Here is a 22,215-nt window from a genome sequence, read left to right on the forward strand (position 1 = left end):
ATATGACAGATATTCTAGACGAAGTATTAAATGATCAAAATGAAGAAAAAAGGCTAATTTTTTTTAAAAGACTTTTACCTATAGTAATAATTATTGCCTTAATAGCTATTACTATAATGGTCATTAATAATAACAATAAAAATAAGCAAATTGAAAATAACCAAAAAAATGGTGATATTTTTGTTAAAGCAGTTAATTTAGAAGCTGTGCAAGGCAATAAGGAACTTGCTATTAGTACCTTAGAGAATTTAGTTAGCATTAGTGATACTAAGATAAAAGAGATTGCTTTACTAGAGCAAGTTGCTATAAAACTTTCAGGGCAACAAAATTCCGAAGCCAAAGATTTACTCAGTAAGATTATTGAAAATAAGGAATATTCAGAAATCGTTACTTCATATGCTCGTATTGCATGGTGTAGTCTCGTTATCGATGACGAAAAGCTAGATATTGCTGACAAAGAAAAATTAGTGAAATATTTAAATTATTTTGATGATGAAAATAAGCCTTTTTGGGCTACGGCAAATATTATGAAAGCTATTTGGGATATTAAGAGTAATATGCTTGCAGAAGCAGAAAAGAATTTAAGACGTTTAGTAGCATCAAATAACACTTCAGATTTACTAAAAGATCAAGCAAAAGCTTTGCTTGCAGGCTTAGATAGAGCTAAATAATAGAATTAAAGGAGAAATATGATCAAAAAAATAGTAAGTTTATTATTACCGCTCATTATTTTAAGTGCATGTAACGCACTTGGTCCAAAAAGAGTAAAAAATATAGTTGAATTAACTCCTAAATTATCTCTGCAATCTAACGAGCCAATATATTTAGGGAACAGTGCAAATATATATGCATTTAATCCAAATATGTTAAAAAACAAACGATATGATTTTGTTAAAAATAAAACCATTACAGAGCCTGTTTTTGTAGGTGATATGATTTATGCGTTAGATATAAGGTCAAATGTTTCAGCATTTTCTATAGAGAAAAATAAAGTTATTTGGTCTTATAATTTAAGCCGAAATAAAAAAGATAATTACATTGGTGGCGGCATTTTACATTATAACGACAAATTATATGTAACATATGGTTCAAGATTGTTAGTAGTACTTGACGCAAAAACAGGTTATGAAATAATTAGAAAACAGCTTCCTGATATCATCCGAACAAAACCGGTTATGCTAAATGATAGCACGGTTTTAGTCCAAACAATCAGCAATCAAACAACAGCTTTAAATGCTGAAACTTTAAAAAACGTTTGGGAGCATGAGAGTTTAGCTGAAGTTCTATCAGCAAGCTATTTCATGACACCGATAGTACATAAAGATAGTGTAATAATAACTTATAATTCCGGACAAATACTTGCATTAAATACAAAAAATGGTGAAGTAAAATGGAATTTTGAATTTGCAAGTTTCGATCATGTAGCTATACCAAATTTTGAAGAAGCTAGTATTTTATGTGCTCCTATTTATGATAATAATAATTTATATATAGCAACAGGGCTTGGTAAGCTTATTAAATTAAATCTCGATACAGGAGCAGCTATTTGGCAAGTAAATGCTGAGGATATTCAATCAATATCCTTAATCGGTAATAGTTTATTTGTCACAAATAATGCAAGGCAGGTAGCTGCTTTTAATCCTGAAACAGGCTTAGTAAAATTTGTAGCTGATTTAAATGATGGAAAAGATTCCAAAAAACTCAAAGCTTCTACTTTCTTAGCACCTTTTATAGCAGAGAATAACGGCAGCCGCAGCCTAGATATTATTTCTATGAGTGGTGTTTTATATAGCTTTGATTTAGATAATAATGATCATTTAGGTACAGTGCCAAATATTACTAAAATCATTAATAATATCCATTATTATGGTTTAACTGCTAATAAAAACTTATATTTTTCTACCGATAGAAAAATAATATTCGGAAACAAATAGTACTAAATATAACTTGACAAACTACTGGTATTAATGCTATTAAATATGGCTTTAGATCTTTATTCAAAAATTTTAATTAAAAAGATATTGTTGTGAAAACTTATTCTGCAAAACCATCGGAAATTGAAAAAAAATGGTGGGTTATAGACGCAAAAAATGTTGTACTTGGGAGACTTGCAAGTAGAGTTGCTAATATGCTTCGTGGTAAACATAAACCTAGCTTTACTCCTCATATGGATTGTGGTGATAATATAATCATAATCAATGCAGAGCATGTAACATTAACCGGTAAAAAAGCAAATCCTAAAGATGGGAAGATATATTATAGACATACGGGATTCCCAGGCGGTATTAAGGATACTACTGCAGGTAAAATTTTAAGTGGTAAACACCCTGAGCGAGTCATTAAAATGGCAGTTAAAAGAATGATTACAAGAAATGCTTTAGGTGCTAAGCAAATGAGTAATCTATATATTTATGCAAATAATGCACATCCTCACGCAGGACAGCAGCCTGTAATTTATGATTTTGCAAGCCAAAATCCAAAAAATAAGAAGTAATCAACTATGACAACGTTAAAGATTAAAACAGACAAAGTAGAAAAGCCGCTAAATAAGGAAGCTTTAATTGCTGATAAACAAACAGTTAAAACTCCTAAAGAGAAAATGGATAACTCAGGTAGATTCTATGCTACTGGTAAAAGAAAAAACGCTATAGCACGAGTTTGGCTTAAACCAGGAAAAGGGCAAGTAATTGTTAATAAAAAAAGTTTAGATCAATATTTTGCTTCTGAAACGCAAGTTAAAACTATATTGCAACCTTTTACTTTAACGAAGACTAATAATCAGTATGATATAGTTTGTACAGTTAGAGGTGGTGGTATTTCAGGACAGAAAGGTGCTATCTTGCACGGTATATCTAAAGCATTAGCACAATCAGCTCCAGACTTTCATGCTGTTTTACGTAAAGGTGGTTTCTTAACACGTGATTCTAGAGTAGTAGAGCGTAAGAAATACGGGCAACATAAAGCACGTAAGAAAACACAATTCTCTAAACGTTAATTTATTGTTTTATTTTGTTTTCGTGTAGGTGAAGCATTATTGCGTGGATCGAAAAACGCCCTCTGCGTCATCCCGTGGCGGTATTGTTGCGTAGATCAGTTTCCCCTGTCATCCCCGTGATTTATTCACGGGATCCAGTTAAAAATACTAATAAAATTAGTATTTTTATTATTTTCTGGATCTAGTTCCCAAGCAACTGATGACACCGATCACGTTTTTCGATACACACAGGGCAAGTCTTAAGCGAGAATGACATTGAAGCCATGCAATAACTAGGTACAAGCCACGGGATAGGATGGAAAAATGTTCCACGCAGGGCAAGCCTTAAGCGGGAAGGACATGTAGGGCATTCTCTGAGCCATGCAATAACTAACTAAATAATATAGAATACGCTTTTAGATTGGACGCAATTAAGACTAACTGAAGAACAATAAAATATCGCATTTACAGCAAAATCCACAATAAAAACACATCTTTGGCGGGGTAGCTCAGTTGGTTAGAGCGACGGAATCATAATCCGTGTGTCGGGGGTTCAAATCCCTCCCTCGCTACCATTTCTTTTTAAATTTTTATAGTAAACTGAATTAACTGAAGTTTTGACAAAAAATTTTTAATGATGCTCCTCGCAGCAGAGCTACGAGGTATCTATCCAAAAAGCTTTAACTGTTTTTGTTGAAATGCTTTATAAGAAGGTTTGCCTGAACCTTGATTCTGTACATAATTACGTAGTCCGTCCGCCAAAACTCTAAAAGCCTTATAGGCAATAGGGTTTTAAGGCAAAAATGCATAGTAAAATCCATAAGAAAATGAAAGGTTTTATATCAAAAGCTTATGGAAATACAAAAAAATGACAATAAAAAAATGAATGCATTTTGGGAAATAGTGTGGTTTTTAATACAAAAATTTAAAATCAGCCCTCAAAATTAGAGTAATTTGCTCTAAAATCGCACTATTTTTGGAAATTAGTGACACAAGTGATATTTTTTAGAGTTTTGGCGGAGGGACTACGTAATTTCTGCTCATCACCATGTTTACCTACTGTGCTCATAAAATATCCTTTACTCCAAAACTCACTTCCCCATAATTTTTCTTTAAGATTTGGATATTTCTCAAACATTTTCTTAGAAGTAATACTTTTTATGATTTGAGTTATTTTTGTTGGGCTATACATTGGTATTGACTGTAATAAAAAATGTACGTGATCTTTATCTACTCCTATTTCTAAAAATCTAATTTCATAACGATCTTCTATGTGCTCACAAATTTTACACAAATAATCATCTAGTTCTTGATTGAATATTACTCTTCTATACTTTGCCGGCGTTACTAAATGATATATTAGTACTGTGCATTATGACTCTTATGTATATAACTGCTTTCTTCCATTCAAGTAGTATATCACGAAGCAGAGCTTCGGGGAATTAAACCCTGAGAGATTAAAAAAAGTGACGAGTGTATCAACGCTAATTTAGGATAAGGGATAGATAGAAAGCTTATAGATAAAGGGTTTAAAGGAGATTAATGTTGAGTTATGATAGATTTTTTTAATAAAAGATCAGTAACTCAACATGAAAAGATGTATCATAACTGTATATTATTTAGTAGATAATTTTTGTAAAATATATGAAGAATGGATAGAGAGTCTTTTGCAATGATTGTGTAAATTTTTGTTGAGCCTATATTAGAAGTATAGCTTAATGCGATAAGGTAGTGACTTTTTTAAGAACATAGTAAACAGCATCATAGAATGTTTCAAAATCTCCTGCAACTTTCCTAATTTCATTCTTGATTTTAAACCAGTAATGCTCAATAGGATTTAAATCAGGAGAATAAGTTGGTAAAAATAAAATACTGCAACCAACAGATTCAATTAACGTTTTCGGCTCTGTCTCATCAATTGTGTAAATTTCGTGAACCATTAAATTCTACCATCAAATTTGATCATAAAATGAGCCATAGCTTCATTCCAATTGGGGATAGGCATAGACCATTTTTTGGTAATATAATCAATTGTCAGATATAAAACCTTAAATACTGCGTCATCATTTGGAAAGATGCGTTTATTCTTAGTAACTTTTCTCAATTGGCTATTCAGCGATTCTATCGCATTTGTAGTGTAAATAATCTTACGAATCTCCTTTGGATATTGCAAGAAAATTATCAAATTATCCCAATTATTATACCAAGATTTAGCTATATGCGGATATTGCTTACTCCATTTTTGATCAAATGACTCAAGAGCTAATTCTGCTTCTTTTTCAGTAGCAGAAGTATAGATTACAGGAGTTTCGCACTTAGCAAAGAATATGCTAATCTAGAGAAAAATAGTTTTAGATAAAAATGACAAGATCAAAATGTAGTAAAGATTTATATAAATCATTTTTACAAGCAAGTAGTGTAAGATATACTGGCAAAGCATTATCTGAAGTAAGCCCAGTAGATCTATCGCACGATAGTGCAAGTCGATGGTTAAAGAGTAAGGATTTTCGCCCTAGCGAAATCTATAGCAAAGTGTCAAAATATCTTGATCTAGAGGACCCTTGTTTATTAGTAGGAGATGACACCTTATTGTCAAAGCAATACAGTAAGAGGATCGAGATTGTAAATTATCAATATTCTGGGGCTGTACATGATGTTATACCTGGTATAGGAATGGTAAACTTACTGCATTACAATACTCAAATTGATCAATCTACTCCTGTAGATTATAGAATATATGATAAAGAAACTGATGGCAAAACAAAGAACGAGCATTTTTGTGATATGCTTACTTTAGCTAAAGAAAGAGGTATCAATCCTGATGCCATAGTCATGGATGCTAGGTATAGTGGTTTGGATAATTTAAAACATATACGTAATTTAGGTTGGATATGGGTTACTAACCTAAGAAAAAATAGAAAAGTTAATCGTAATGTTAGCTTGGACACTTTGGAGATTCCCGATGAAGGGCTAAAAATTCACCTACGTGGATACGGTTGGGTTACGGTATTTAAGTTTGTGGCAAAAAATGGTCGCATTGATTACATAACAACTAATTTAGAGAATCCTACACGTGAGCAAATAGAGAAAATTGTTAAGGCACGTTGGTCTATAGAAGTTTATCATCGAGAATTAAAACAAACTTGTGGTATTGAATGCTGTCAGGCACGCACGGGTCGAGCTCAAAGAAATCATATTTGCCTTGCTGTATTGGCATGGCTTGATATGAACAAAAGGAGGATAAATGAAAAAATTACTTTATATCAACAAACTTGGGAAGTTATAAAAACATCAATTCAGAACAACATTAAATGGCTTCTAACTAATACACGAGTCTTTTGCAATGATTGTGTAAATTTTTGTTGAGCCTATATTAGAAGTAATTAAAAATATAGGTAACAGAAATGCAAATAGAGAAGAATAAAAAAATAAATGAAGCAATAGATTTGCTGATAGAAGGCGGAGTAGATTTAAAAACAGTACTAAGTCAGAATGGATTAATTAAGGAATTAACCAAGGGTATTTTAGAGCGAGCACTGCATGCTGAGATGTCAGAACATTTAGGTTATAGCAAGTATGATAGAGCTGAAACTGAGAATGCGAGGAATGGTAGTTTTAGTAAGAATCTGATTAGTGAGAATGGTACTATAGAGCTAAATGTTCCAAGAGACAGACAAGGTAAATTTGAACCTATAATAGTCTCAAAGAAACAAACAAGAATAGATGGCTTAGACCAAAAGATAATATCCTTATATGCGAAGGGTATGAGTGTGTCTGATATTAAAACACAATTGCAAGAATTATATGGAGCTGAGATCAGTGAGAGCCTAATCAGCAGGATTACAGATGAAGTAATAGATGAGGTCAAGATTTGGCAGAGTAGACCTCTTGAATCAGTATACCCTATAGTATATTTTGACTGTTTAGTAGTGAAAGTAAGACAAGATAAACTTATTATTAATAAATCAGTATATGTAGCTTTAGGAATAGATTTATCTGGCAGAAAGGATATTTTAGGCTTATGGATAAGTGAGAATGAAGGAGCTAAATTTTGGCTTGGTAATTTTACTGAAATGAAGAATCGAGGAGTAAAAGATATCTTAATTGCTTGTAGTGATAATCTAACTGGTATGTCTGATGCTATTGCATCAGTATATCCGAAAACTGAACATCAAATTTGTATTGTCCATCAGATCAGGAATAGCCTCAAATATGTATCATATAAAGATAGAAAGCAATTAGCAGCGGATTTGAAACTAATCTATACTTCTGCTACTGAAAAAGAAGCAGAATTAGCTCTTGAGTCATTTGATCAAAAATGGAGTAAGCAATATCCGCATATAGCTAAATCTTGGTATAATAATTGGGATAATTTGATAATTTTCTTGCAATATCCAAAGGAGATTCGTAAGATTATTTACACTACAAATGCGATAGAATCGCTGAATAGCCAATTGAGAAAAGTTACTAAGAATAAACGCATCTTTCCAAATGATGACGCAGTATTTAAAGTTTTATATCTGACAATTGATTATATTACCAAAAAATGGTCTATGCCTATCCCCAATTGGAATGAAGCTATGGCTCATTTTATGATCAAATTTGATGGTAGAATTTAATGGTTCACGAAATTTACACAATTGATGAGACAGAGCCTAATACACAATTTTGCTAAGTGCGAAACTCCTGGATTAGTTTCAAATCCGCTGCTAATTGCTTTCTATCTTTATATGATACATATTTGAGGCTATTCCTGATCTGATGGACAATACAAATTTGATGTTCAGTTTTCGGATATACTGATGCAATAGCATCAGACATACCAGTTAGATTATCACTACAAGCAATTAAGATATCTTTTACTCCTCGATTCTTCATTTCAGTAAAATTACCAAGCCAAAATTTAGCTCCTTCATTCTCACTTATCCATAAGCCTAAAATATCCTTTCTGCCAGATAAATCTATTCCTAAAGCTACATATACTGATTTATTAATCTCTCAGGGTTTAATTCCCCGAAGCTCTGCTTCGTGATATCATAAGAAACAACTAAAACTTTTTTAGATACCTCGTAGCTCTGCTGCGAGGAGCATCATTATTATCCATTACGACTATCTGACTAGGCTTTAATTCCTTGATCAATATCTCTTGTACATAAGTTTCAAAAATGTTCTTATTACATGTTCCATCAAATATTATCGGGGCAATCATATCTTTGACACACAGCCCAGCAATCATACTAATACGTGATTGATGTTGATAGACCTTTTCACCATAACATCTTTGACCGATAATGCTTCACCCGTGTTCTCTACAGCTATTATCTTCTATCCCAGACTCATCTATAAATACTAAATCTTGTTTATCTATAGTTTTTAGTTTCAATATAAACTCATTCCTTAGACCAATATCCCTTTTGGGATGAAGAAAAGTTTTTTTTATAACTATAACCTAATTTATTAAGCAATCTTGATATAGTACTTGCAGATACTTTTTGACTCCAGTTCTTAGCTAGCTCCATGGTGGTTTTATCAAAATTAAGTTCTATATGACTAACGAATATTAGAATTACCCTCAACGAACATTAAAATTACCTATAAAAAAGAAGTAACTATGGACAGTAAAATCGAATAAAAATTTATTTTTAAATATTTAAATATTATTCGAGAATTACTGATGACATGTACAAATAACCAAGTAGGTATTTTAATGCAAAAGCTCAAAAAATATAATCAGATAATTTCTGCTGCAAAAGCAGGTATGAGTGTAAAAACGGCACGTAAGTATTTACGTATTAATAAGTATCCAAGCGAATTACGCACAATACGTAAATATAGGACACGTAAGGATCCATTTGTGAAGCACTGGGATGAAATAGAATCAATGCTAGAATCAGCACCGGAGTTGCAAGGCTTTGTTGCATAAATAAGATTTGTAGAGCAAGAGTGGTGATAATCTGGTAAGATGTCCTGAATTCAAAATAATCCAGATTATATGAGATCTCGGAAGAAAGCCCCTTTTAGTAAATCACGCAAGTATTCTAAATATAAAATAACGAATTGGTCAGAATATAATAATTTTTTACGCAATAGGGGTCGCATAGATTTTATGATTGCCAGTGATTTGGCGATTGGCTGGTATGCTGATTACAGAGAGGAAATGAAACGAGGAAGACCTAGACGCTATAGTGATCACGCTATATTACAGTGTTTGAAGATCAGATGCTTATTGGCTTTGTTGCATAAATAAGCTTTTGAATATACTGCCCCTAACCCCGCAATGCTAGCCTAGCCAACAGGCACAGAGATAGGTTTACCAATTTCAAACATTTTGTTTAATAAGTGGCATTTAATAGACATTTCTTTTGTCATATCTTGATCATGTCTTGATAGAAACTTACTACCAAAAGAAGTTTTAAATCGAAAGAACGTGTTCTCTACACGCTCCCTTCTACCATAATTATTCTTTACCCTCCATGCTTGGTATCCTTTGTTTTGTTGATATATAACAGCTGCATCTCTCTCAGTTTTATCCCTAAGCGATTGAACTTTTACTGAAGAGTTTGGGGGTCTAATAACTGGTTTTATCTTCTTCTTTCTCAACAATTGATATGTAGATTCACCGTCATACCCTCGATCTCCCAGAAAATCCTTGGCTCTGACATTAGCTATTAGTAGTCCAATCTGTGATCTATCATCTATAGTATGCTCTGTGGTACTATCGGCAAGTATCATACCTTGATCTTCTATAACGATATGTAGCTTTTTCCATATGCGACGCTTATATTGCTTACCATGCTTATTTTCTAGCCATTCGTTCCATGTGTAGGCTTGTATCCCTGTACTATCCATTGAAATACAACTAAATTCTTTATCTTGATTTCCATGTAAATACCTAAGATCTAATGACTTCATACGCTTACTTAATGTTGTATAGTCTGGACATCTAATAGATAAACCCGATATTTCAAAGAGCCAGTTTATAAAGCCTTGGGTTTGGCGTAACTTAAGACCGAATAAGCATGGCTTTGTTGCATAAATAAGCTTTTGAATATACTGCCCCTAACCCCGCAATGCTAGCCTAGCCAACAGGCACAGAGATAGGTTTACCAATTTCAAACATTTTGTTTAATAAGTGGCATTTAATAGACATTTCTTTTGTCATATTTTGATCATGTCTTGATAGAAACTTACTACCAAAAGAAGTTTTAAATGGCTCTGTCTCATCAATTGTGTAAATTTCGTGAACCATTAAATTCTACCATCAAATTTGATCATAAAATGAGCCATAGCTTCATTCCAATTGGGGATAGGCATAGACCATTTTTTGGTAATATAATCAATTGTCAGATATAAAACCTTAAATACTGCGTCATCATTTGGAAAGATGCGTTTATTCTTAGTAACTTTTCTCAATTGGCTATTCAGCGATTCTATCGCATTTGTAGTGTAAATAATCTTACGAATCTCCTTTGGATATTGCAAGAAAATTATCAAATTATCTCAATTATTATACCAAGATTTAGCTATATGCGGATATTGCTTACTCCATTTTTGATCAAATGACTCAAGAGCTAATTCTGCCAGGAGTTTCGCACTTAGCAAATAATATGCTAATCTAGAGAAAAATAGTTTTAGATAAAAATGACAAGATCAAAATGTAGCAAAGATTTATATAAATCATTCTTACAAGCAAGTAGTGTAAGATATACTAGCAAAGCATTATCTGAAGTAAGTCCATTAGATCTATCGCACGATAGTGCAAGTCGATGGTTAAAGAGTAAGGATTTTCGCCCTAGCGAAATCTATAGCAAAGTGTCAAAATATATTGATCTGGAAGATCCTTGTTTATTAGTGGGAGATGACACCTTATTGTCAAAGCAATACAGTAAGAGGATCGAGCTTGTAAATTATCAATATTCTGGGGCTGTACATGATGTTATACCTGGTATAGGAATGGTAAACTTACTGCATTACAATACTCAAATTGATCAATCTACTCCTGTAGATTATAGAATATATGATAAAGAAACTGATGGTAAAACAAAGAACGAGCATTTTTGTGATATGCTTACTTTAGCTAAAGAAAGAGGTATCAAGCCTGATGCTATAGTTATGGATGCTTGGTATAGTGGTTTGGATAATTTAAAACATATACGTAATTTAGGTTGGATATGGGTTACCAACCTAAGAAAAAATAGAAAAGTTAATCGTAATGTTAGCTTGGAAACTTTAGAGATTCCCGATGAAGGGCTAAAAATTCACCTACGTGGATACGGTTGGGTTACGGTATTTAAGTTTGTGAGTCTTTTGCAATGATTGTGTAAATTTTTGTTGAGCCTATATTAGAAGTAATTAAAAATATAGGTAACAGAAATGCAAATAGAGAAGAATAAAAAAATAAATGAAGCAATAGATTTGCTGATAGAAGGCGGAGTAGATTTAAAAACAGTACTAAGTCAGAATGGATTAATTAAGGAATTAACCAAGGGTATTTTAGAGCGAGCACTGCATGCTGAGATGTCAGAACATTTAGGTTATAGCAAGTATGATAGAGCTGAAACTGAGAATGCGAGGAATGGTAGTTTTAGTAAGAATCTGATTAGTGAGAATGGTACTATAGAGATAAATGTTCCAAGAGACAGACAAGGTAAATTTGAACCTATAATAGTCTCAAAGAAACAAACAAGAATAGATGGCTTAGACCAAAAGATAATATCCTTATATGCGAAGGGTATGAGTGTGTCTGATATTAAAACACAATTGCAAGAATTATATGGAGCTGAGATCAGTGAGAGCCTAATCAGCAGGATTACAGATGAAGTAATAGATGAGGTCAAGATTTGGCAGAGTAGACCTCTTGAATCAGTATACCCTATAGTATATTTTGACTGTTTAGTAGTGAAAGTAAGACAAGATAAACTTATTATTAATAAATCAGTATATGTAGCTTTAGGAATAGATTTATCTGGCAGAAAGGATATTTTAGGCTTATGGATAAGTGAGAATGAAGGAGCTAAATTTTGGCTTGGTAATTTTACTGAAATGAAGAATCGAGGAGTAAAAGATATCTTAATTGCTTGTAGTGATAATCTAACTGGTATGTCTGATGCTATTGCATCAGTATATCCGAAAACTGAACATCAAATTTGTATTGTCCATCAGATCAGGAATAGCCTCAAATATGTATCATATAAAGATAGAAAGCAATTAGCAGCGGATTTGAAACTAATCTATACTTCTGCTACTGAAAAAGAAGCAGAATTAGCTCTTGAGTCATTTGATCAAAAATGGAGTAAGCAATATCCGCATATAGCTAAATCTTGGTATAATAATTGGGATAATTTGATAATTTTCTTGCAATATCCAAAGGAGATTCGTAAGATTATTTACACTACAAATGCGATAGAATCGCTGAATAGCCAATTGAGAAAAGTTACTAAGAATAAACGCATCTTTCCAAATGATGACGCAGTATTTAAAGTTTTATATCTGACAATTGATTATATTACCAAAAAATGGTCTATGCCTATCCCCAATTGGAATGAAGCTATGGCTCATTTTATGATCAAATTTGATGGTAGAATTTAATGGTTCACGAAATTTACACAATTGATGAGACAGAGCCGAGAATAAGGATTGCAAAAATATACTTTTCGTTCAGATTTTGGCAATAGTTGTTCATGATTGGTAAATTCTTTGCCATTATCTAACGTTATGCTTTTGATTATATGCGACAATTGTTTAAGTTTTTTATTCATGTTACCAATCACATCTTGTGTTCTTTTTGAACGGTTTAAAGTGAGAAACACTTTTTGTGTTCTGATATCCACAAGAGCGCCTATATTACGACTTTGATTACCTTTGTTAAAAGTTAAATCACCTTCTAAATGACCTATTGCTGCTATCTTTCTATTTATCTCTGGTCTTTCAGTAATGGAAACTCGATTTGGTATTGTAATTCTTTTGTTTCTGATTCTTGTACCATGATGCAACCTATTTTTCCTTTTTCTTGCTAAAGATAAATATAATTTTTGCCTTTGTGCTATAGGAGATGTATAAATAAACTGGTATATACTCTCTGTAGAAATATTGACAGTATCTCGTGATAGTTTACGTCTACCTGAAATTATATCTGGTGAAATACCCTGTGTTAACTGCTTTATTATTTCTGCTCGTAAATTATTATCAATATCTAATTTTCTTTTTCTCTTACCTTGCCTTAAACTGCAAGCAAGTGTGTTAGCCCTATCTGGTCTATAATTATGCCTCATTCTCTTGAGTTCATAACATATAGTGCTTTTATCACGGCCAATCTTTGTCCCTATATATCGCGAGCTATAACCACTCTTATTCATTTCGTATATTTTAAATCTTTCATCTATCGTTAAATGAGCCATGATATATCTATATTTAAATGATGCTCCTCGCAGCAGAGCTACGAGGTATCTAAAAAAGTTTTAGTTGTTTCTTATGATATCACGAAGCAGAGCTTCGGGGAATTAAACCCTGAGAGATTAATTATAGAACTTTCCGATTTTTTCTTATGTGGGTAAATAGCTTCTATACCCATCATCCTCATATATTTCAGTACTCGATCTTTACCGACAATAAAACCATCTTCTAGTAACTGTTGATGAATATAGCGATAACCAAATTCAGGATTATCTGTATATATTTCATCTATTCTATTTAAAATACTTAATTTATTTATACTCATCTCCTTGGATTTATAGTAGGCTGTAGATCGACTAATCTTTAATAGTTCACACTGTCTTGATTTTGAGAGTTGATTTAGCTTGGAGTGTACAAGACTCTTTTTATTTGATAAATCCAAGCTTTTGAGCTTTCCCACGGCCCAGTCCCTCTCAACTGTGATTCTACCAAGAGCTTTAGCAAGTTCATCATTTTGCTCTTGTAAATGATTTATTTGTGCTTGATATTCACTCAAAACTTTAGCTGGTTCAAAAGCTAATGCCGCATTACCTAAAAACTGTTTTTTCCAATTTTGAATTGTTTTAACACTTATTGCATATTTTGAAGCTAACTGACCAAGTGTCGACTCCTCTTTTATTAATTCTAATACTATCCCCGTTTTTTCTGAAGCACTGAAAATTTTTACTTTATTTTTCTTCATCTTTCCTCTTAAGTTTATTGCTATTTATTCTAACTTATTGCGGAAACACACTCCTTCATTTTTTTGTCCAATTTTTTCATGTATGGACCTCCTGTAGAATGCAAGAAAAAAATAACATCAATAATAAAAACAAACAAATGCAGTCATGTATCCGGCTTATAGCTGATAAATCAACCTAATTTATTCTACAGCCCTGATGGAATTCGCTGGCTTACAAACTATATACTTATCAGTCCATCGGCTTCTAAAAGAGCCACTGAAAAACGCAGTTTTTTTGTAAGCTAAGGTTTGTCTTATTTACCATCAATATTAATTATCTCAAGCATATTTCGGGTTGGAATCTCTTACATATTGTTTTGCTTTTACCTATTCATTATATAAATCACCATTTATTTTACTTATAAGTGCTATGCTACACACTCTTTAGCTACAAACTTTACTCTCTACATAATCATCTCCTGATCTTAGTACAGCAAACACCACTCTTGCCAACTTATTAGCTATGGCAACTGTCGTTTTATTATGGCTACTTCGCTCAGATAAATTAAACATCCATTTCGTAAATTGGCTAAAATCTTTTTTAGATTTCTGTTCTTCCGATGTAAATCTTATCTTGGCATTTAGTACAGCTCTAGCCCCTTGAATTAATAAAGTGCGTAAGTATACATCACCTCGCTTGCTAATTCCCAGCAGCTTATCCTTCCCACCACTTGAATGTTGTCTTGGCACTAATCCTAGCCATGCCGATAATTGCCTGCCATTCTCAAAACTTGTAGCATTACCTATTGATGCTATTAAAGCAGTAGCAGTAATTAAACCAAGACCAGGTATAGCTCTTAATCGTTGATATTGAGTTAGGTTACTTGCTATCATTGTTAATCGTTTTTCTATCTCTTTTATTTTTCTGTTATTATCTAAGAATTCTTCTTTTAGTTCACTAAATGTTTGATAACTTAACTGGCTTAATTTCCCTGCATCTAAAATCTCAATTAATTTTGTGATAACCTTATTAATGCCTTGAGGAACAATAAAACCAAACTCATGTAGTAGCCCCCTAATTTCATTAGCAAGTGCTGTACGATTTTTTACCAATCTCTCTCTTACCCTATGTATTGATAAAATTTCTTGTTGCTCTATAGTTTTAATTGCAACAAATCTCATATTAGGTCTTGTCACGGCTTCACATATCGCTTCAGCATCTGCTTGATCATTTTTATTAGTTTTAACATATGGTTTGACAAATTGCGGTGCCATTAGTTTTACTTCATGCCCTAATTTAGTTATTTCTCTTGCCCAATAACTAGAACCACCACAAGCTTCCATCCCTACTAAACATTGTGGTAAATTAGCCATAAATGTCAAAACCTGATCTCTCATCAATTTTTTCTTTAATACTGTCTTGCCATTTTTATCTACACCATGAATTTGAAAAATTCTTTTTGCAATATCTATACCAATTGTAGTGGCTTTGTTGCATAAATAAGCTTTTGAATATACTGCCCCTAACCCCGCAATGCTAGCCTAGCCAACAGGCACAGAGATAGGTTTACCAATTTCAAACATTTTGTTTAATAAGTGGCATTTAATAGACATTTCTTTTGTCATATTTTGATCATGTCTTGATAGAAACTTACTACCAAAAGAAGTTTTAAATCGAAAGAACGTGTTCTCTACACGCTCCCTTCTACCATAATTATTCTTTACCCTCCATGCTTGGTATCCTTTGTTTTGTTGATATATAACAGCTGCATCTCTCTCAGTTTTATCCCTAAGCGATTGAACTTTTACTGAAGAGTTTGGGGGTCTAATAACTGGTTTTATCCAGGAGTTTCGCACTTAGCAAAATTGTGTATTAGTTAGAAGCCATTTAATGTTGTTCTGAATTGATGTTTTTATAACTTCCCAAGTTTGTTGATATAAAGTAATGTTTTCATTTATCCTCCTTTTGTTCATATCAAGCCAGGCCAATACAGCAAGGCAAATATGATTTCTTTGAGCTCGACCCGTGCGTGCCTGACAGCATTCAATACCACAAGTTTGTTTCAATTCTCGATGATAAACTTCTATAGACCAACGCGCCTTGGCTTTGTTGCATAAATAAGCTTTTGAATATACTGCCCCTAACCCCGCAATGCTAGCCTAGCCAACAGGCACAGAGATAGGTTTACCAATTTCAAACATTTTGTTTAATAAGTGGCATTTAATAGACATTTCTTTTGTCATATTTTGATCATGTCTTGATAGAAACTTACTACCAAAAGAAGTTTTAAATCGAAAGAACGTGTTCTCTACACGCTCCCTTCTACCATAATTATTCTTTACCCTCCATGCTTGGTATCCTTTGTTTTGTTGATATATAACAGCTGCATCTCTCTCAGTTTTATCCCTAAGCGATTGAACTTTTACTGAAGAGTTTGGGGGTCTAATAACTGGTTTTATCTTCTTCTTTCTCAACAATTGATATGTAGATTCACCGTCATACCCTCGATCTCCCAGAAAATCCTTGGCTCTGACATTAGCTATTAGTAGTCCAATCTGTGATCTATCATCTATAGTATGCTCTGTGGTACTATCGGCAAGTATCATACCTTGATCTTCTATAACGATATGTAGCTTTTTCCATATGCGACGCTTATATTGCTTACCATGCTTATTTTCTAGCCATTCGTTCCCTGTGTAGGCTTGTATCCCTGTACTATCCATTGAAATACAACTAAATTCTTTATCTTGATTTCCATGTAAATACCTAAGATCTAATGACTTCATACGCTTACTTAATGTTGTATAGTCTGGACATCTAATAGATAAACCCGATATTTCAAAGAGCCAGTTTATAAAGCCTTGGGTTTGGCGTAACTTAAGACCGAATAAGCATCTGATCTTCAAACACTGTAATATAGCGTGATCACTATAGCGTCTAGGTCTTCCTCGTTTCATTTCCTCTCTGTAATCAGCATACCAGCCAATCGCCAAATCACTGGCAATCATAAAATCTATGCGACCCCTATTGCGTAAAAAATTATTATATTCTGACCAATTCGTTATTTTATATTTAGAATACTTGCGTGATTTACTAAAAGGGGCTTTCTTCCGAGATCTCATATAATCTGGATTATTTTTAATTCAGGACATCTTACCAGATTATCACCACTCTTGCTCTACAAATCTTATTTATGCAACAAAGCCGGATGAAATAGAATCAATGCTAGAATCAGCACCGGAGTTGCAAGCAACTACCATATTAGCATATTTGACAGAAAAGTATCATGGGAATTATAATGGGAAGCAATTACGCTGTTTGCAGAAAAGGTTGAAACAATGGAGAGCTGCACATGGTAAGGATAAGACAGTAATCTTTTTACAAAATATTCTTCCTGGCAAACAGAGTCAGTCTGATTGGACCAATATGAATCAATTGGGTATTTGTATTGGTGGGCAACCATATCCTCACTTACTATTTCATTTTATGTTGCCTTATTCATGTTGGGAAACTTTTAGCATATGCCATAGTGAAAGTTTTGATACATTAGCATCAGGGTTTGAAAAAGCTGTATGGGAGTTAGGTGGAGTTTTACCAGAGCATCGTACAGATAATTTAAGTGCAGCTACCAAGCAATGTGGTAATAGTAGACAATTTACAGAAAGATGGCAAGAATTGCTTGGTTATTACAATGTTGCACCATCGCGAAATAATCCAGGCGTCAGTCATGAAAATGGTTCTGTTGAAAAAAGTCATGATACATTTAAGCAAGCAGTGAATCAACATCTGCTATTACGTGGATCACGTAATTTTGTTGATTTAAAAGCTTATGAATTATTCCTTACACAAATTAAAGAAAAGCGAAATAGCTGTAGAAAAGAAAAATTAGCTGAAGAATTAGTTCATTTAAAAGAGTTACCAATCAGGAAATGGAATGCACCTACAATATTATCAGTACGTGTTAATCCAAGCAGTACAGTTAGTATTTTATCTGTAGCTTATTCTGTGCCTAGTCGCTTAATAGGTTATACTTTAAAAGCTTATATTTATTCTGAAGAAATAGAGCTTTACTATGGTAACAAATGTTTACAAAAAATGTCTAGATGGCTATGTTATTGATTATAGACATATTATTGATAGTTTAGTACGTAAACCTGGAGTATTTGTTCAATATCAATATTATGAAGCTTTATTCCCACGTGCTATATTTCGTCAGGTATATGACCAGCTTATCTCTATATATCCATATAAAGGGCATAAAATATATCTTAAAATATTACAATTAGCAAAAATGTATGGAGAATTGAATGTAGTTACTGGTAAATTCCAGTATTAATTAAGCCAGATTTATATTTTCTTCCCATACCTCATTGGGTGTTTTATAACCGAGCACTTTTCTTGGTAAATTATTTAAAAAATCCTCAATTTCTTGTAATTGCTTTATTGTTAATTTTTTTATATCTAAAGATTGAGAGTATACTCTGTGCACCATTGAGTTAATCTTCTCTATCAATGGTTTTGGCCATGGAGAATAAGGATTGCAAAAATATACTTTTCGTTCAGATTTTGGCAATAGTTGTTCATGATTGGTAAATTCTTTGCCATTATCTAACGTTATGCTTTTGATTATATGCGACAATTGTTTAAGTTTTTTATTCATGTTACCAATCACATCTTGTGTTCTTTTTGAACGGTTTAAAGTGAGAAACACTTTTTGTGTTCTGATATCCACAAGAGCGCCTATATTACGACTTTGATTACCTTTGTTAAAAGTTAAATCACCTTCTAAATGACCTATTGCTGCTATCTTTCTATTTATCTCTGGTCTTTCAGTAATGGAAACTCGATTTGGTATTGTAATTCTTTTGTTTCTGACAGGAGTTTCGCACTTAGCAAAAAGTATGTTAATCTAGAGAAAAATAGTTTTAGATAAAAATGACAAGAACAAAATGTAGCAAGGACTTATATAAATCATTTTTACAAGCAAGTAGTGTCAGATATACTAGCAAGGCATTATCTGAAGTGAGTCCAGTAGATCTATCTCACGATAGTGCAAGTCGATGGTTAAAGAGTAAGGATTTTCGTCCTATAGCTAACGCGAAAAGGTTTTTACCATAGTTTTTGTATTTACTCACATATTCACCAGATCTAAATCCTATTAAACATTGCTGGACTAACTTTAAAAACTGTTTACATAAAATTATTGATCAATGCCTAAGTTTTTCCTAATCTGTGGTAGAAACATTTCCGTGTTAGCTATAGCGAAATCTATAAGGAAGTGTCAAAATATATAGATTGGGAAGCACCGTGTTTATTAGTGGGGGATGACACCTTATTATCAAAGCAATACAGTCAGAAGATTGAGCTTGTACGTTATCAATATTCTGGAGCTGTACATGATGTTATACCTGGTATAGGAATGGTAAACTTACTACATTACAATACTAAAATTGCTCAATCTACTCCCGTAGATTATAGAATATATGATAAAGACACTGATGGTAAAACAAAGAATGAGCATTTTTGTGATATGCTTACTTTAGCTAAAGAAAGAGGTCTCAATCCTGATGCCATAGTCATGGATGCTTGGTATAGCGGGTTGGAGAATTTAAAACATATACGTAATTTAGGCTGGCTATGGGTTACCACCCTAAGGAAAAATAGAAAAGTTAATCATAATGTTAGCTTGGAAAGTTTAGAGATACCCGATGAGGGGCTAAAAATTCACCTACGTGGATACGGTTGGGTTACGGTATTTAAGTTTGTGGCAAAGAATGGTCGCATTGATTACATAACAACGAACTTGGAAAATCCCACACGTGAGCAAATAGAGAAAATTGTTAAGGCACGTTGGTCTATAGAGGTTTATCATCGAGAATTAAAACAAACTTGTGGTATTGAACGCTGTCAGGCACGCACGGGCCGAGCTCAAAGAAATCATATTTGCCTTGCAGTATTTGCCTGACTTGATATGAATAAAAGGAGGATAAATGAAAACATTACTTTATATCAACAAACTTGGGAAGTTATAAAAACATCAATTCAAAACAATATCAGATGGCTTTTAACTGATTCGCAACTTTGCTAAGTGCGAAACTCCTGTCTGATTCTTGTACCATGATGCAACCTATTTTTCCTTTTTCTTGCTAAAGATAAATATAATTTTTGCCTTTGTGCTATAGGAGATGTATAAATAAACTGGTATATACTCTCTGTAGAAATATTGACAGTATCTCGTGATAGTTTACGTCTACCTGAAATTATATCTGGTGAAATACCCTGTGTTAACTGCTTTATTATTTCTGCTCGTAAATTATTATCAATATCTAATTTTCTTTTTCTCTTACCTTGCCTTAAACTGCAAGCAAGTGTGTTAGCCCTATCTGGTCTATAATTATGCCTCATTCTCTTGAGTTCATAACATATAGTGCTTTTATCACGGCCAATCTTTGTCCCTATATATCGCGAGCTATAACCACTCTTATTCATTTCGTATATTTTAAATCTTTCATCTATCGTTAAATGAGCCATGATATATCTATATTTAAATGATGCTCCTCGCAGCAGAGCTACGAGGTATCTAAAAAAGTTTTAGTTATTTCTTATGATATCACGAAGCAGAGCTTCGGGGAATTAAACCCTGAGAGATTAAATTCTACCATCAAATTTGATCATAAAATGAGCCATAGCTTCATTCCAATTGGGGATAGGCATAGACCATTTTTTGGTAATATAATCAATTGTCAGATATAAAACGGCTCTGTCTCATCAATTGTGTAAATTTCGTGAACCATTAAATTCTACCATCAAATTTGATCATAAAATGAGCCATAGCTTCATTCCAATTGGGGATAGGCATAGACCATTTTTTGGTAATATAATCAATTGTCAGATATAAAACCTTAAATACTGCGTCATCATTTGGAAAGATGCGTTTATTCTTAGTAACTTTTCTCAATTGGCTATTCAGCGATTCTATCGCATTTGTAGTGTAAATAATCTTACGAATCTCCTTTGGATATTGCAAGAAAATTATCAAATTATCCCAATTATTATACCAAGATTTAGCTATATGCGGATATTGCTTACTCCATTTTTGATCAAATGACTCAAGAGCTAATTCTGCTTCTTTTTCAGTAGCAGAAGTATAGATTAGTTTCAAATCCGCTGCTAATTGCTTTCTATCTTTATATGATACATATTTGAGGCTATTCCTGATCTGATGGACAATACAAATTTGATGTTCAGTTTTCGGATATACTGATGCAATAGCATCAGACATACCAGTTAGATTATCACTACAAGCAATTAAGATATCTTTTACTCCTCGATTCTTCATTTCAGTAAAATTACCGAGCCAAAATTTAGCTCCTTCATTCTCACTTATCCATAAGCCTAAAATATCCTTTCTGCCAGATAAATCTATTCCTAAAGCTACATATACTGATTTATTAATAATAAGTTTATCTTGTCTTACTTTCACTACTAAACAGTCAAAATATACTATAGGGTATACTGATTCAAGAGGTCTACTCTGCCAAATCTTGACCTCATCTATTACTTCATCTGTAATCCTGCTGATTAGGCTCTCACTGATCTCAGCTCCATATAATTCTTGCAATTGTGTTTTAATATCAGACACACTCATACCCTTCGCATATAAGGATATTATCTTTTGGTCTAAGCCATCTATTCTTGTTTGTTTCTTTGAGACTATTATAGGTTCAAATTTACCTTGTCTGTCTCTTGGAACATTTAGCTCTATAGTACCATTCTCACTAATCAGATTCTTACTAAAACTACCATTCCTCGCATTCTCAGTTTCAGCTCTATCATACTTGCTATAACCTAAATGTTCTGACATCTCAGCATGCAGTGCTCGCTCTAAAATACCCTTGGTTAATTCCTTAATTAATCCATTCTGACTTAGTACTGTTTTTAAATCTACTCCACCTTCTATCAGCAAATCTATTGCTTCATTTATTTTTTTATTCTTCTCTATTTGCATTTCTGTTACCTATATTTTTAATTACTTCTAATATAGGCTCAACAAAAATTTACACAATCATTGCAAAAGACTCAAAAATTAACATAACTTATTAATTTTTATTGAAAATCTTAGCAATT

19 protein-coding genes, 1 tRNA gene and 11 pseudogenes are annotated in these 22,215 nt (G+C 33.0%); 14 read left to right on the forward strand and 17 right to left on the reverse strand.

Features of this window, described 5'->3' with window-relative positions; all coding sequences use genetic code 11:
* The first annotated feature begins 2 nt into the window (after positions 1-2).
* From AAHI98_RS10375 to AAHI98_RS10395, 5 genes are all read left to right on the forward strand, one after another.
* The gene (locus tag AAHI98_RS10375) at positions 3-671 is read left to right on the forward strand and encodes a DUF2659 family protein (protein WP_342225819.1); all 669 of its coding nucleotides are present in this window, start codon (positions 3-5) and stop codon (positions 669-671) included.
* Positions 672-689: 18 nt separating this feature from the next.
* Positions 690-1,934: an outer membrane protein assembly factor BamB family protein gene (locus tag AAHI98_RS10380; protein WP_342225820.1), complete on the forward strand. Its 1,245-nt coding sequence runs from the start codon at positions 690-692 to the stop codon at positions 1,932-1,934.
* 92 nt (positions 1,935-2,026) lie between these two features.
* On the forward strand, positions 2,027-2,494 hold the full coding sequence (gene rplM, locus AAHI98_RS10385; RefSeq protein WP_342225821.1) for a 50S ribosomal protein L13: 468 nt from the start codon (positions 2,027-2,029) through the stop codon (positions 2,492-2,494).
* A 6-nt stretch (positions 2,495-2,500) separates the two neighbouring features.
* Positions 2,501-2,995 (forward strand): 30S ribosomal protein S9, encoded by a 495-nt coding sequence (gene rpsI / locus AAHI98_RS10390; RefSeq protein WP_011476917.1) that lies wholly within the window; start codon positions 2,501-2,503, stop codon positions 2,993-2,995.
* A gap of 477 nt (positions 2,996-3,472) precedes the next feature.
* A tRNA-Met gene (locus AAHI98_RS10395) sits at positions 3,473-3,549 on the forward strand.
* A gap of 455 nt (positions 3,550-4,004) precedes the next feature.
* On the opposite strand, the pseudogene tnpA reads toward AAHI98_RS10395, so the two are convergent.
* The 3 pseudogenes from tnpA to AAHI98_RS10410 all read right to left on the reverse strand — a co-directional run.
* Positions 4,005-4,381: pseudogene (gene tnpA / locus AAHI98_RS10400) on the reverse strand (IS200/IS605 family transposase); the annotation flags it as partial.
* A gap of 308 nt (positions 4,382-4,689) precedes the next feature.
* Positions 4,690-4,920 (reverse strand): annotated as a pseudogene (locus AAHI98_RS10405) (transposase); the annotation flags it as partial.
* A pseudogene (locus AAHI98_RS10410) lies at positions 4,914-5,273 on the reverse strand (transposase); the annotation flags it as partial. The pseudogenes AAHI98_RS10405 and AAHI98_RS10410, both read right to left, overlap by 7 nt.
* A 62-nt stretch (positions 5,274-5,335) precedes the next feature.
* Here AAHI98_RS10410 and AAHI98_RS10415 point away from each other — a divergent pair.
* Both AAHI98_RS10415 and AAHI98_RS10420 read left to right on the forward strand, forming a co-directional pair.
* Positions 5,336-6,340 carry an IS701 family transposase gene (locus AAHI98_RS10415; protein ID WP_342225822.1) on the forward strand — a complete coding sequence of 335 codons (1,005 nt, stop codon included), beginning with the start codon at positions 5,336-5,338 and terminating at the stop codon, positions 6,338-6,340.
* A gap of 38 nt (positions 6,341-6,378) precedes the next feature.
* Positions 6,379-7,593 (forward strand): IS256 family transposase, encoded by a 1,215-nt coding sequence (locus AAHI98_RS10420; protein ID WP_342224662.1) that lies wholly within the window; start codon positions 6,379-6,381, stop codon positions 7,591-7,593.
* Positions 7,594-7,663: 70 nt separating this feature from the next.
* Here the strand turns inward: AAHI98_RS10420 and AAHI98_RS10425 are convergent.
* Both AAHI98_RS10425 and AAHI98_RS18180 read right to left on the reverse strand, forming a co-directional pair.
* Positions 7,664-7,969, reverse strand: a pseudogene (locus AAHI98_RS10425) (transposase); the annotation flags it as partial.
* 52 nt (positions 7,970-8,021) lie between these two features.
* Positions 8,022-8,210: a transposase gene (locus AAHI98_RS18180; RefSeq protein WP_410526232.1), complete on the reverse strand. Its 189-nt coding sequence runs from the start codon at positions 8,208-8,210 to the stop codon at positions 8,022-8,024.
* 438 nt (positions 8,211-8,648) lie between these two features.
* Here AAHI98_RS18180 and AAHI98_RS10435 point away from each other — a divergent pair, with 438 nt between their 5' ends.
* Together AAHI98_RS10435 and AAHI98_RS10440 are read left to right on the forward strand one after the other, a co-directional pair.
* Positions 8,649-8,897, forward strand: coding sequence for a hypothetical protein (locus AAHI98_RS10435; protein ID WP_342225823.1), 249 nt, complete (start codon positions 8,649-8,651; stop codon positions 8,895-8,897).
* Positions 8,898-8,966: 69 nt separating this feature from the next.
* Entirely contained in the window at positions 8,967-9,221 is a 255-nt protein-coding gene (locus AAHI98_RS10440) for a transposase (RefSeq protein ID WP_342225824.1), read from the forward strand.
* A 38-nt stretch (positions 9,222-9,259) separates the two neighbouring features.
* Here AAHI98_RS10440 and AAHI98_RS10445 read toward each other — a convergent pair whose 3' ends face one another.
* The 3 genes and pseudogenes from AAHI98_RS10445 to AAHI98_RS10455 form a co-directional block, all read right to left on the reverse strand.
* Positions 9,260-10,024 (reverse strand): IS5 family transposase, encoded by a 765-nt coding sequence (locus tag AAHI98_RS10445; protein WP_342226181.1) that lies wholly within the window; start codon positions 10,022-10,024, stop codon positions 9,260-9,262.
* 28 nt (positions 10,025-10,052) lie between these two features.
* A complete protein-coding gene (locus AAHI98_RS10450; protein ID WP_342225825.1) occupies positions 10,053-10,223 on the reverse strand; it encodes a hypothetical protein in 171 nt (56 codons plus the stop codon).
* Positions 10,223-10,555, reverse strand: a pseudogene (locus tag AAHI98_RS10455) (transposase); the annotation flags it as partial. The gene AAHI98_RS10450 and the pseudogene AAHI98_RS10455, both read right to left, overlap by 1 nt.
* Before the next feature lie 60 nt (positions 10,556-10,615).
* On the opposite strand from AAHI98_RS10455, the pseudogene AAHI98_RS10460 reads away from it, so the two are divergent.
* A pseudogene (locus AAHI98_RS10460) lies at positions 10,616-11,278 on the forward strand (transposase); the annotation flags it as partial.
* 69 nt (positions 11,279-11,347) lie between these two features.
* Positions 11,348-12,562, forward strand: coding sequence for an IS256 family transposase (locus AAHI98_RS10465; RefSeq protein WP_342224684.1), 1,215 nt, complete (start codon positions 11,348-11,350; stop codon positions 12,560-12,562).
* Here AAHI98_RS10465 and AAHI98_RS10470 read toward each other — a convergent pair.
* The 6 genes and pseudogenes from AAHI98_RS10470 to AAHI98_RS10495 all read right to left on the reverse strand — a co-directional run.
* Positions 12,562-13,371, reverse strand: a pseudogene (locus AAHI98_RS10470) (IS30 family transposase); the annotation flags it as partial. The gene AAHI98_RS10465 and the pseudogene AAHI98_RS10470 sit on opposite strands and share 1 nt — an antisense overlap.
* Positions 13,372-13,442: 71 nt before the next feature.
* Complete coding sequence (locus tag AAHI98_RS10475) at positions 13,443-14,108, reverse strand: IS3 family transposase (RefSeq protein WP_342225345.1); 666 nt, start codon at positions 14,106-14,108, stop codon at positions 13,443-13,445.
* 423 nt (positions 14,109-14,531) lie between these two features.
* Positions 14,532-15,566, reverse strand: a complete 1,035-nt coding sequence (locus AAHI98_RS10480; protein WP_458693697.1) for an IS110 family RNA-guided transposase — start codon at positions 15,564-15,566, stop codon at positions 14,532-14,534.
* Positions 15,567-15,629: 63 nt separating this feature from the next.
* Positions 15,630-15,944, reverse strand: a complete 315-nt coding sequence (locus AAHI98_RS10485) for a hypothetical protein (protein WP_342225828.1) — start codon at positions 15,942-15,944, stop codon at positions 15,630-15,632.
* Positions 15,945-16,190: pseudogene (locus AAHI98_RS10490) on the reverse strand (transposase); the annotation flags it as partial.
* Between the two features lie 57 nt (positions 16,191-16,247).
* Positions 16,248-17,210 (reverse strand): IS5 family transposase, encoded by a 963-nt coding sequence (locus AAHI98_RS10495; RefSeq protein WP_342224734.1) that lies wholly within the window; start codon positions 17,208-17,210, stop codon positions 16,248-16,250.
* 100 nt (positions 17,211-17,310) lie between these two features.
* Here AAHI98_RS10495 and AAHI98_RS10500 point away from each other — a divergent pair, with 100 nt between their 5' ends.
* Positions 17,311-18,207 (forward strand): Mu transposase domain-containing protein, encoded by an 897-nt coding sequence (locus tag AAHI98_RS10500; RefSeq protein ID WP_342225829.1) that lies wholly within the window; start codon positions 17,311-17,313, stop codon positions 18,205-18,207.
* 217 nt (positions 18,208-18,424) lie between these two features.
* Here AAHI98_RS10500 and AAHI98_RS10505 read toward each other — a convergent pair.
* A pseudogene (locus AAHI98_RS10505) lies at positions 18,425-18,970 on the reverse strand (IS30 family transposase); the annotation flags it as partial.
* Between the two features lie 53 nt (positions 18,971-19,023).
* Here AAHI98_RS10505 and AAHI98_RS10510 point away from each other — a divergent pair.
* Positions 19,024-19,206, forward strand: a complete 183-nt coding sequence (locus tag AAHI98_RS10510) for a hypothetical protein (RefSeq protein ID WP_342225658.1) — start codon at positions 19,024-19,026, stop codon at positions 19,204-19,206.
* Positions 19,207-19,348: 142 nt separating this feature from the next.
* Positions 19,349-20,176: pseudogene (locus AAHI98_RS10515) on the forward strand (IS701 family transposase); the annotation flags it as partial.
* An 8-nt stretch (positions 20,177-20,184) separates the two neighbouring features.
* Here AAHI98_RS10515 and AAHI98_RS10520 read toward each other — a convergent pair.
* Positions 20,185-20,619: pseudogene (locus AAHI98_RS10520) on the reverse strand (transposase); the annotation flags it as partial.
* 262 nt (positions 20,620-20,881) lie between these two features.
* Entirely contained in the window at positions 20,882-22,096 is a 1,215-nt protein-coding gene (locus tag AAHI98_RS10525; RefSeq protein WP_342224662.1) for an IS256 family transposase, read from the reverse strand.
* Positions 22,097-22,215 lie beyond the last annotated feature (119 nt).

The sequence above is a fragment of the Rickettsia endosymbiont of Urophora cardui genome, assembly GCF_964030725.1.
Classification (GTDB): Bacteria; Pseudomonadota; Alphaproteobacteria; order Rickettsiales; family Rickettsiaceae; genus Rickettsia.

What these genes read in the sequence shown, in the direction of transcription:
- AAHI98_RS10500 (WP_342225829.1), top strand. Translation starts at nt 17,311, where the DNA reads ATGCTAGAATCAGCACCGGAGTTGCAAGCAACTACCATATTAGCATAT.
- AAHI98_RS10375 (WP_342225819.1), top strand. Translation starts at nt 3, where the DNA reads ATGACAGATATTCTAGACGAAGTATTAAATGATCAAAATGAAGAAAAA.
- AAHI98_RS10465 (WP_342224684.1), top strand. Translation starts at nt 11,348, where the DNA reads ATGCAAATAGAGAAGAATAAAAAAATAAATGAAGCAATAGATTTGCTG.
- AAHI98_RS10440 (WP_342225824.1), top strand. Translation starts at nt 8,967, where the DNA reads ATGAGATCTCGGAAGAAAGCCCCTTTTAGTAAATCACGCAAGTATTCT.
- AAHI98_RS10475 (WP_342225345.1), bottom strand. Translation starts at nt 14,108, where the DNA reads ATGAAGAAAAATAAAGTAAAAATTTTCAGTGCTTCAGAAAAAACGGGG.
- rpsI (WP_011476917.1), top strand. Translation starts at nt 2,501, where the DNA reads ATGACAACGTTAAAGATTAAAACAGACAAAGTAGAAAAGCCGCTAAAT.
- AAHI98_RS10510 (WP_342225658.1), top strand. Translation starts at nt 19,024, where the DNA reads ATGACAAGAACAAAATGTAGCAAGGACTTATATAAATCATTTTTACAA.
- AAHI98_RS10525 (WP_342224662.1), bottom strand. Translation starts at nt 22,096, where the DNA reads ATGCAAATAGAGAAGAATAAAAAAATAAATGAAGCAATAGATTTGCTG.
- AAHI98_RS10380 (WP_342225820.1), top strand. Translation starts at nt 690, where the DNA reads ATGATCAAAAAAATAGTAAGTTTATTATTACCGCTCATTATTTTAAGT.
- AAHI98_RS10415 (WP_342225822.1), top strand. Translation starts at nt 5,336, where the DNA reads ATGACAAGATCAAAATGTAGTAAAGATTTATATAAATCATTTTTACAA.
- AAHI98_RS10495 (WP_342224734.1), bottom strand. Translation starts at nt 17,210, where the DNA reads ATGAGATCTCGGAAGAAAGCCCCTTTTAGTAAATCACGCAAGTATTCT.
- AAHI98_RS10450 (WP_342225825.1), bottom strand. Translation starts at nt 10,223, where the DNA reads ATGGTTCACGAAATTTACACAATTGATGAGACAGAGCCATTTAAAACT.
- AAHI98_RS10420 (WP_342224662.1), top strand. Translation starts at nt 6,379, where the DNA reads ATGCAAATAGAGAAGAATAAAAAAATAAATGAAGCAATAGATTTGCTG.
- AAHI98_RS10435 (WP_342225823.1), top strand. Translation starts at nt 8,649, where the DNA reads ATGACATGTACAAATAACCAAGTAGGTATTTTAATGCAAAAGCTCAAA.
- AAHI98_RS18180 (WP_410526232.1), bottom strand. Translation starts at nt 8,210, where the DNA reads ATGATTGCTGGGCTGTGTGTCAAAGATATGATTGCCCCGATAATATTT.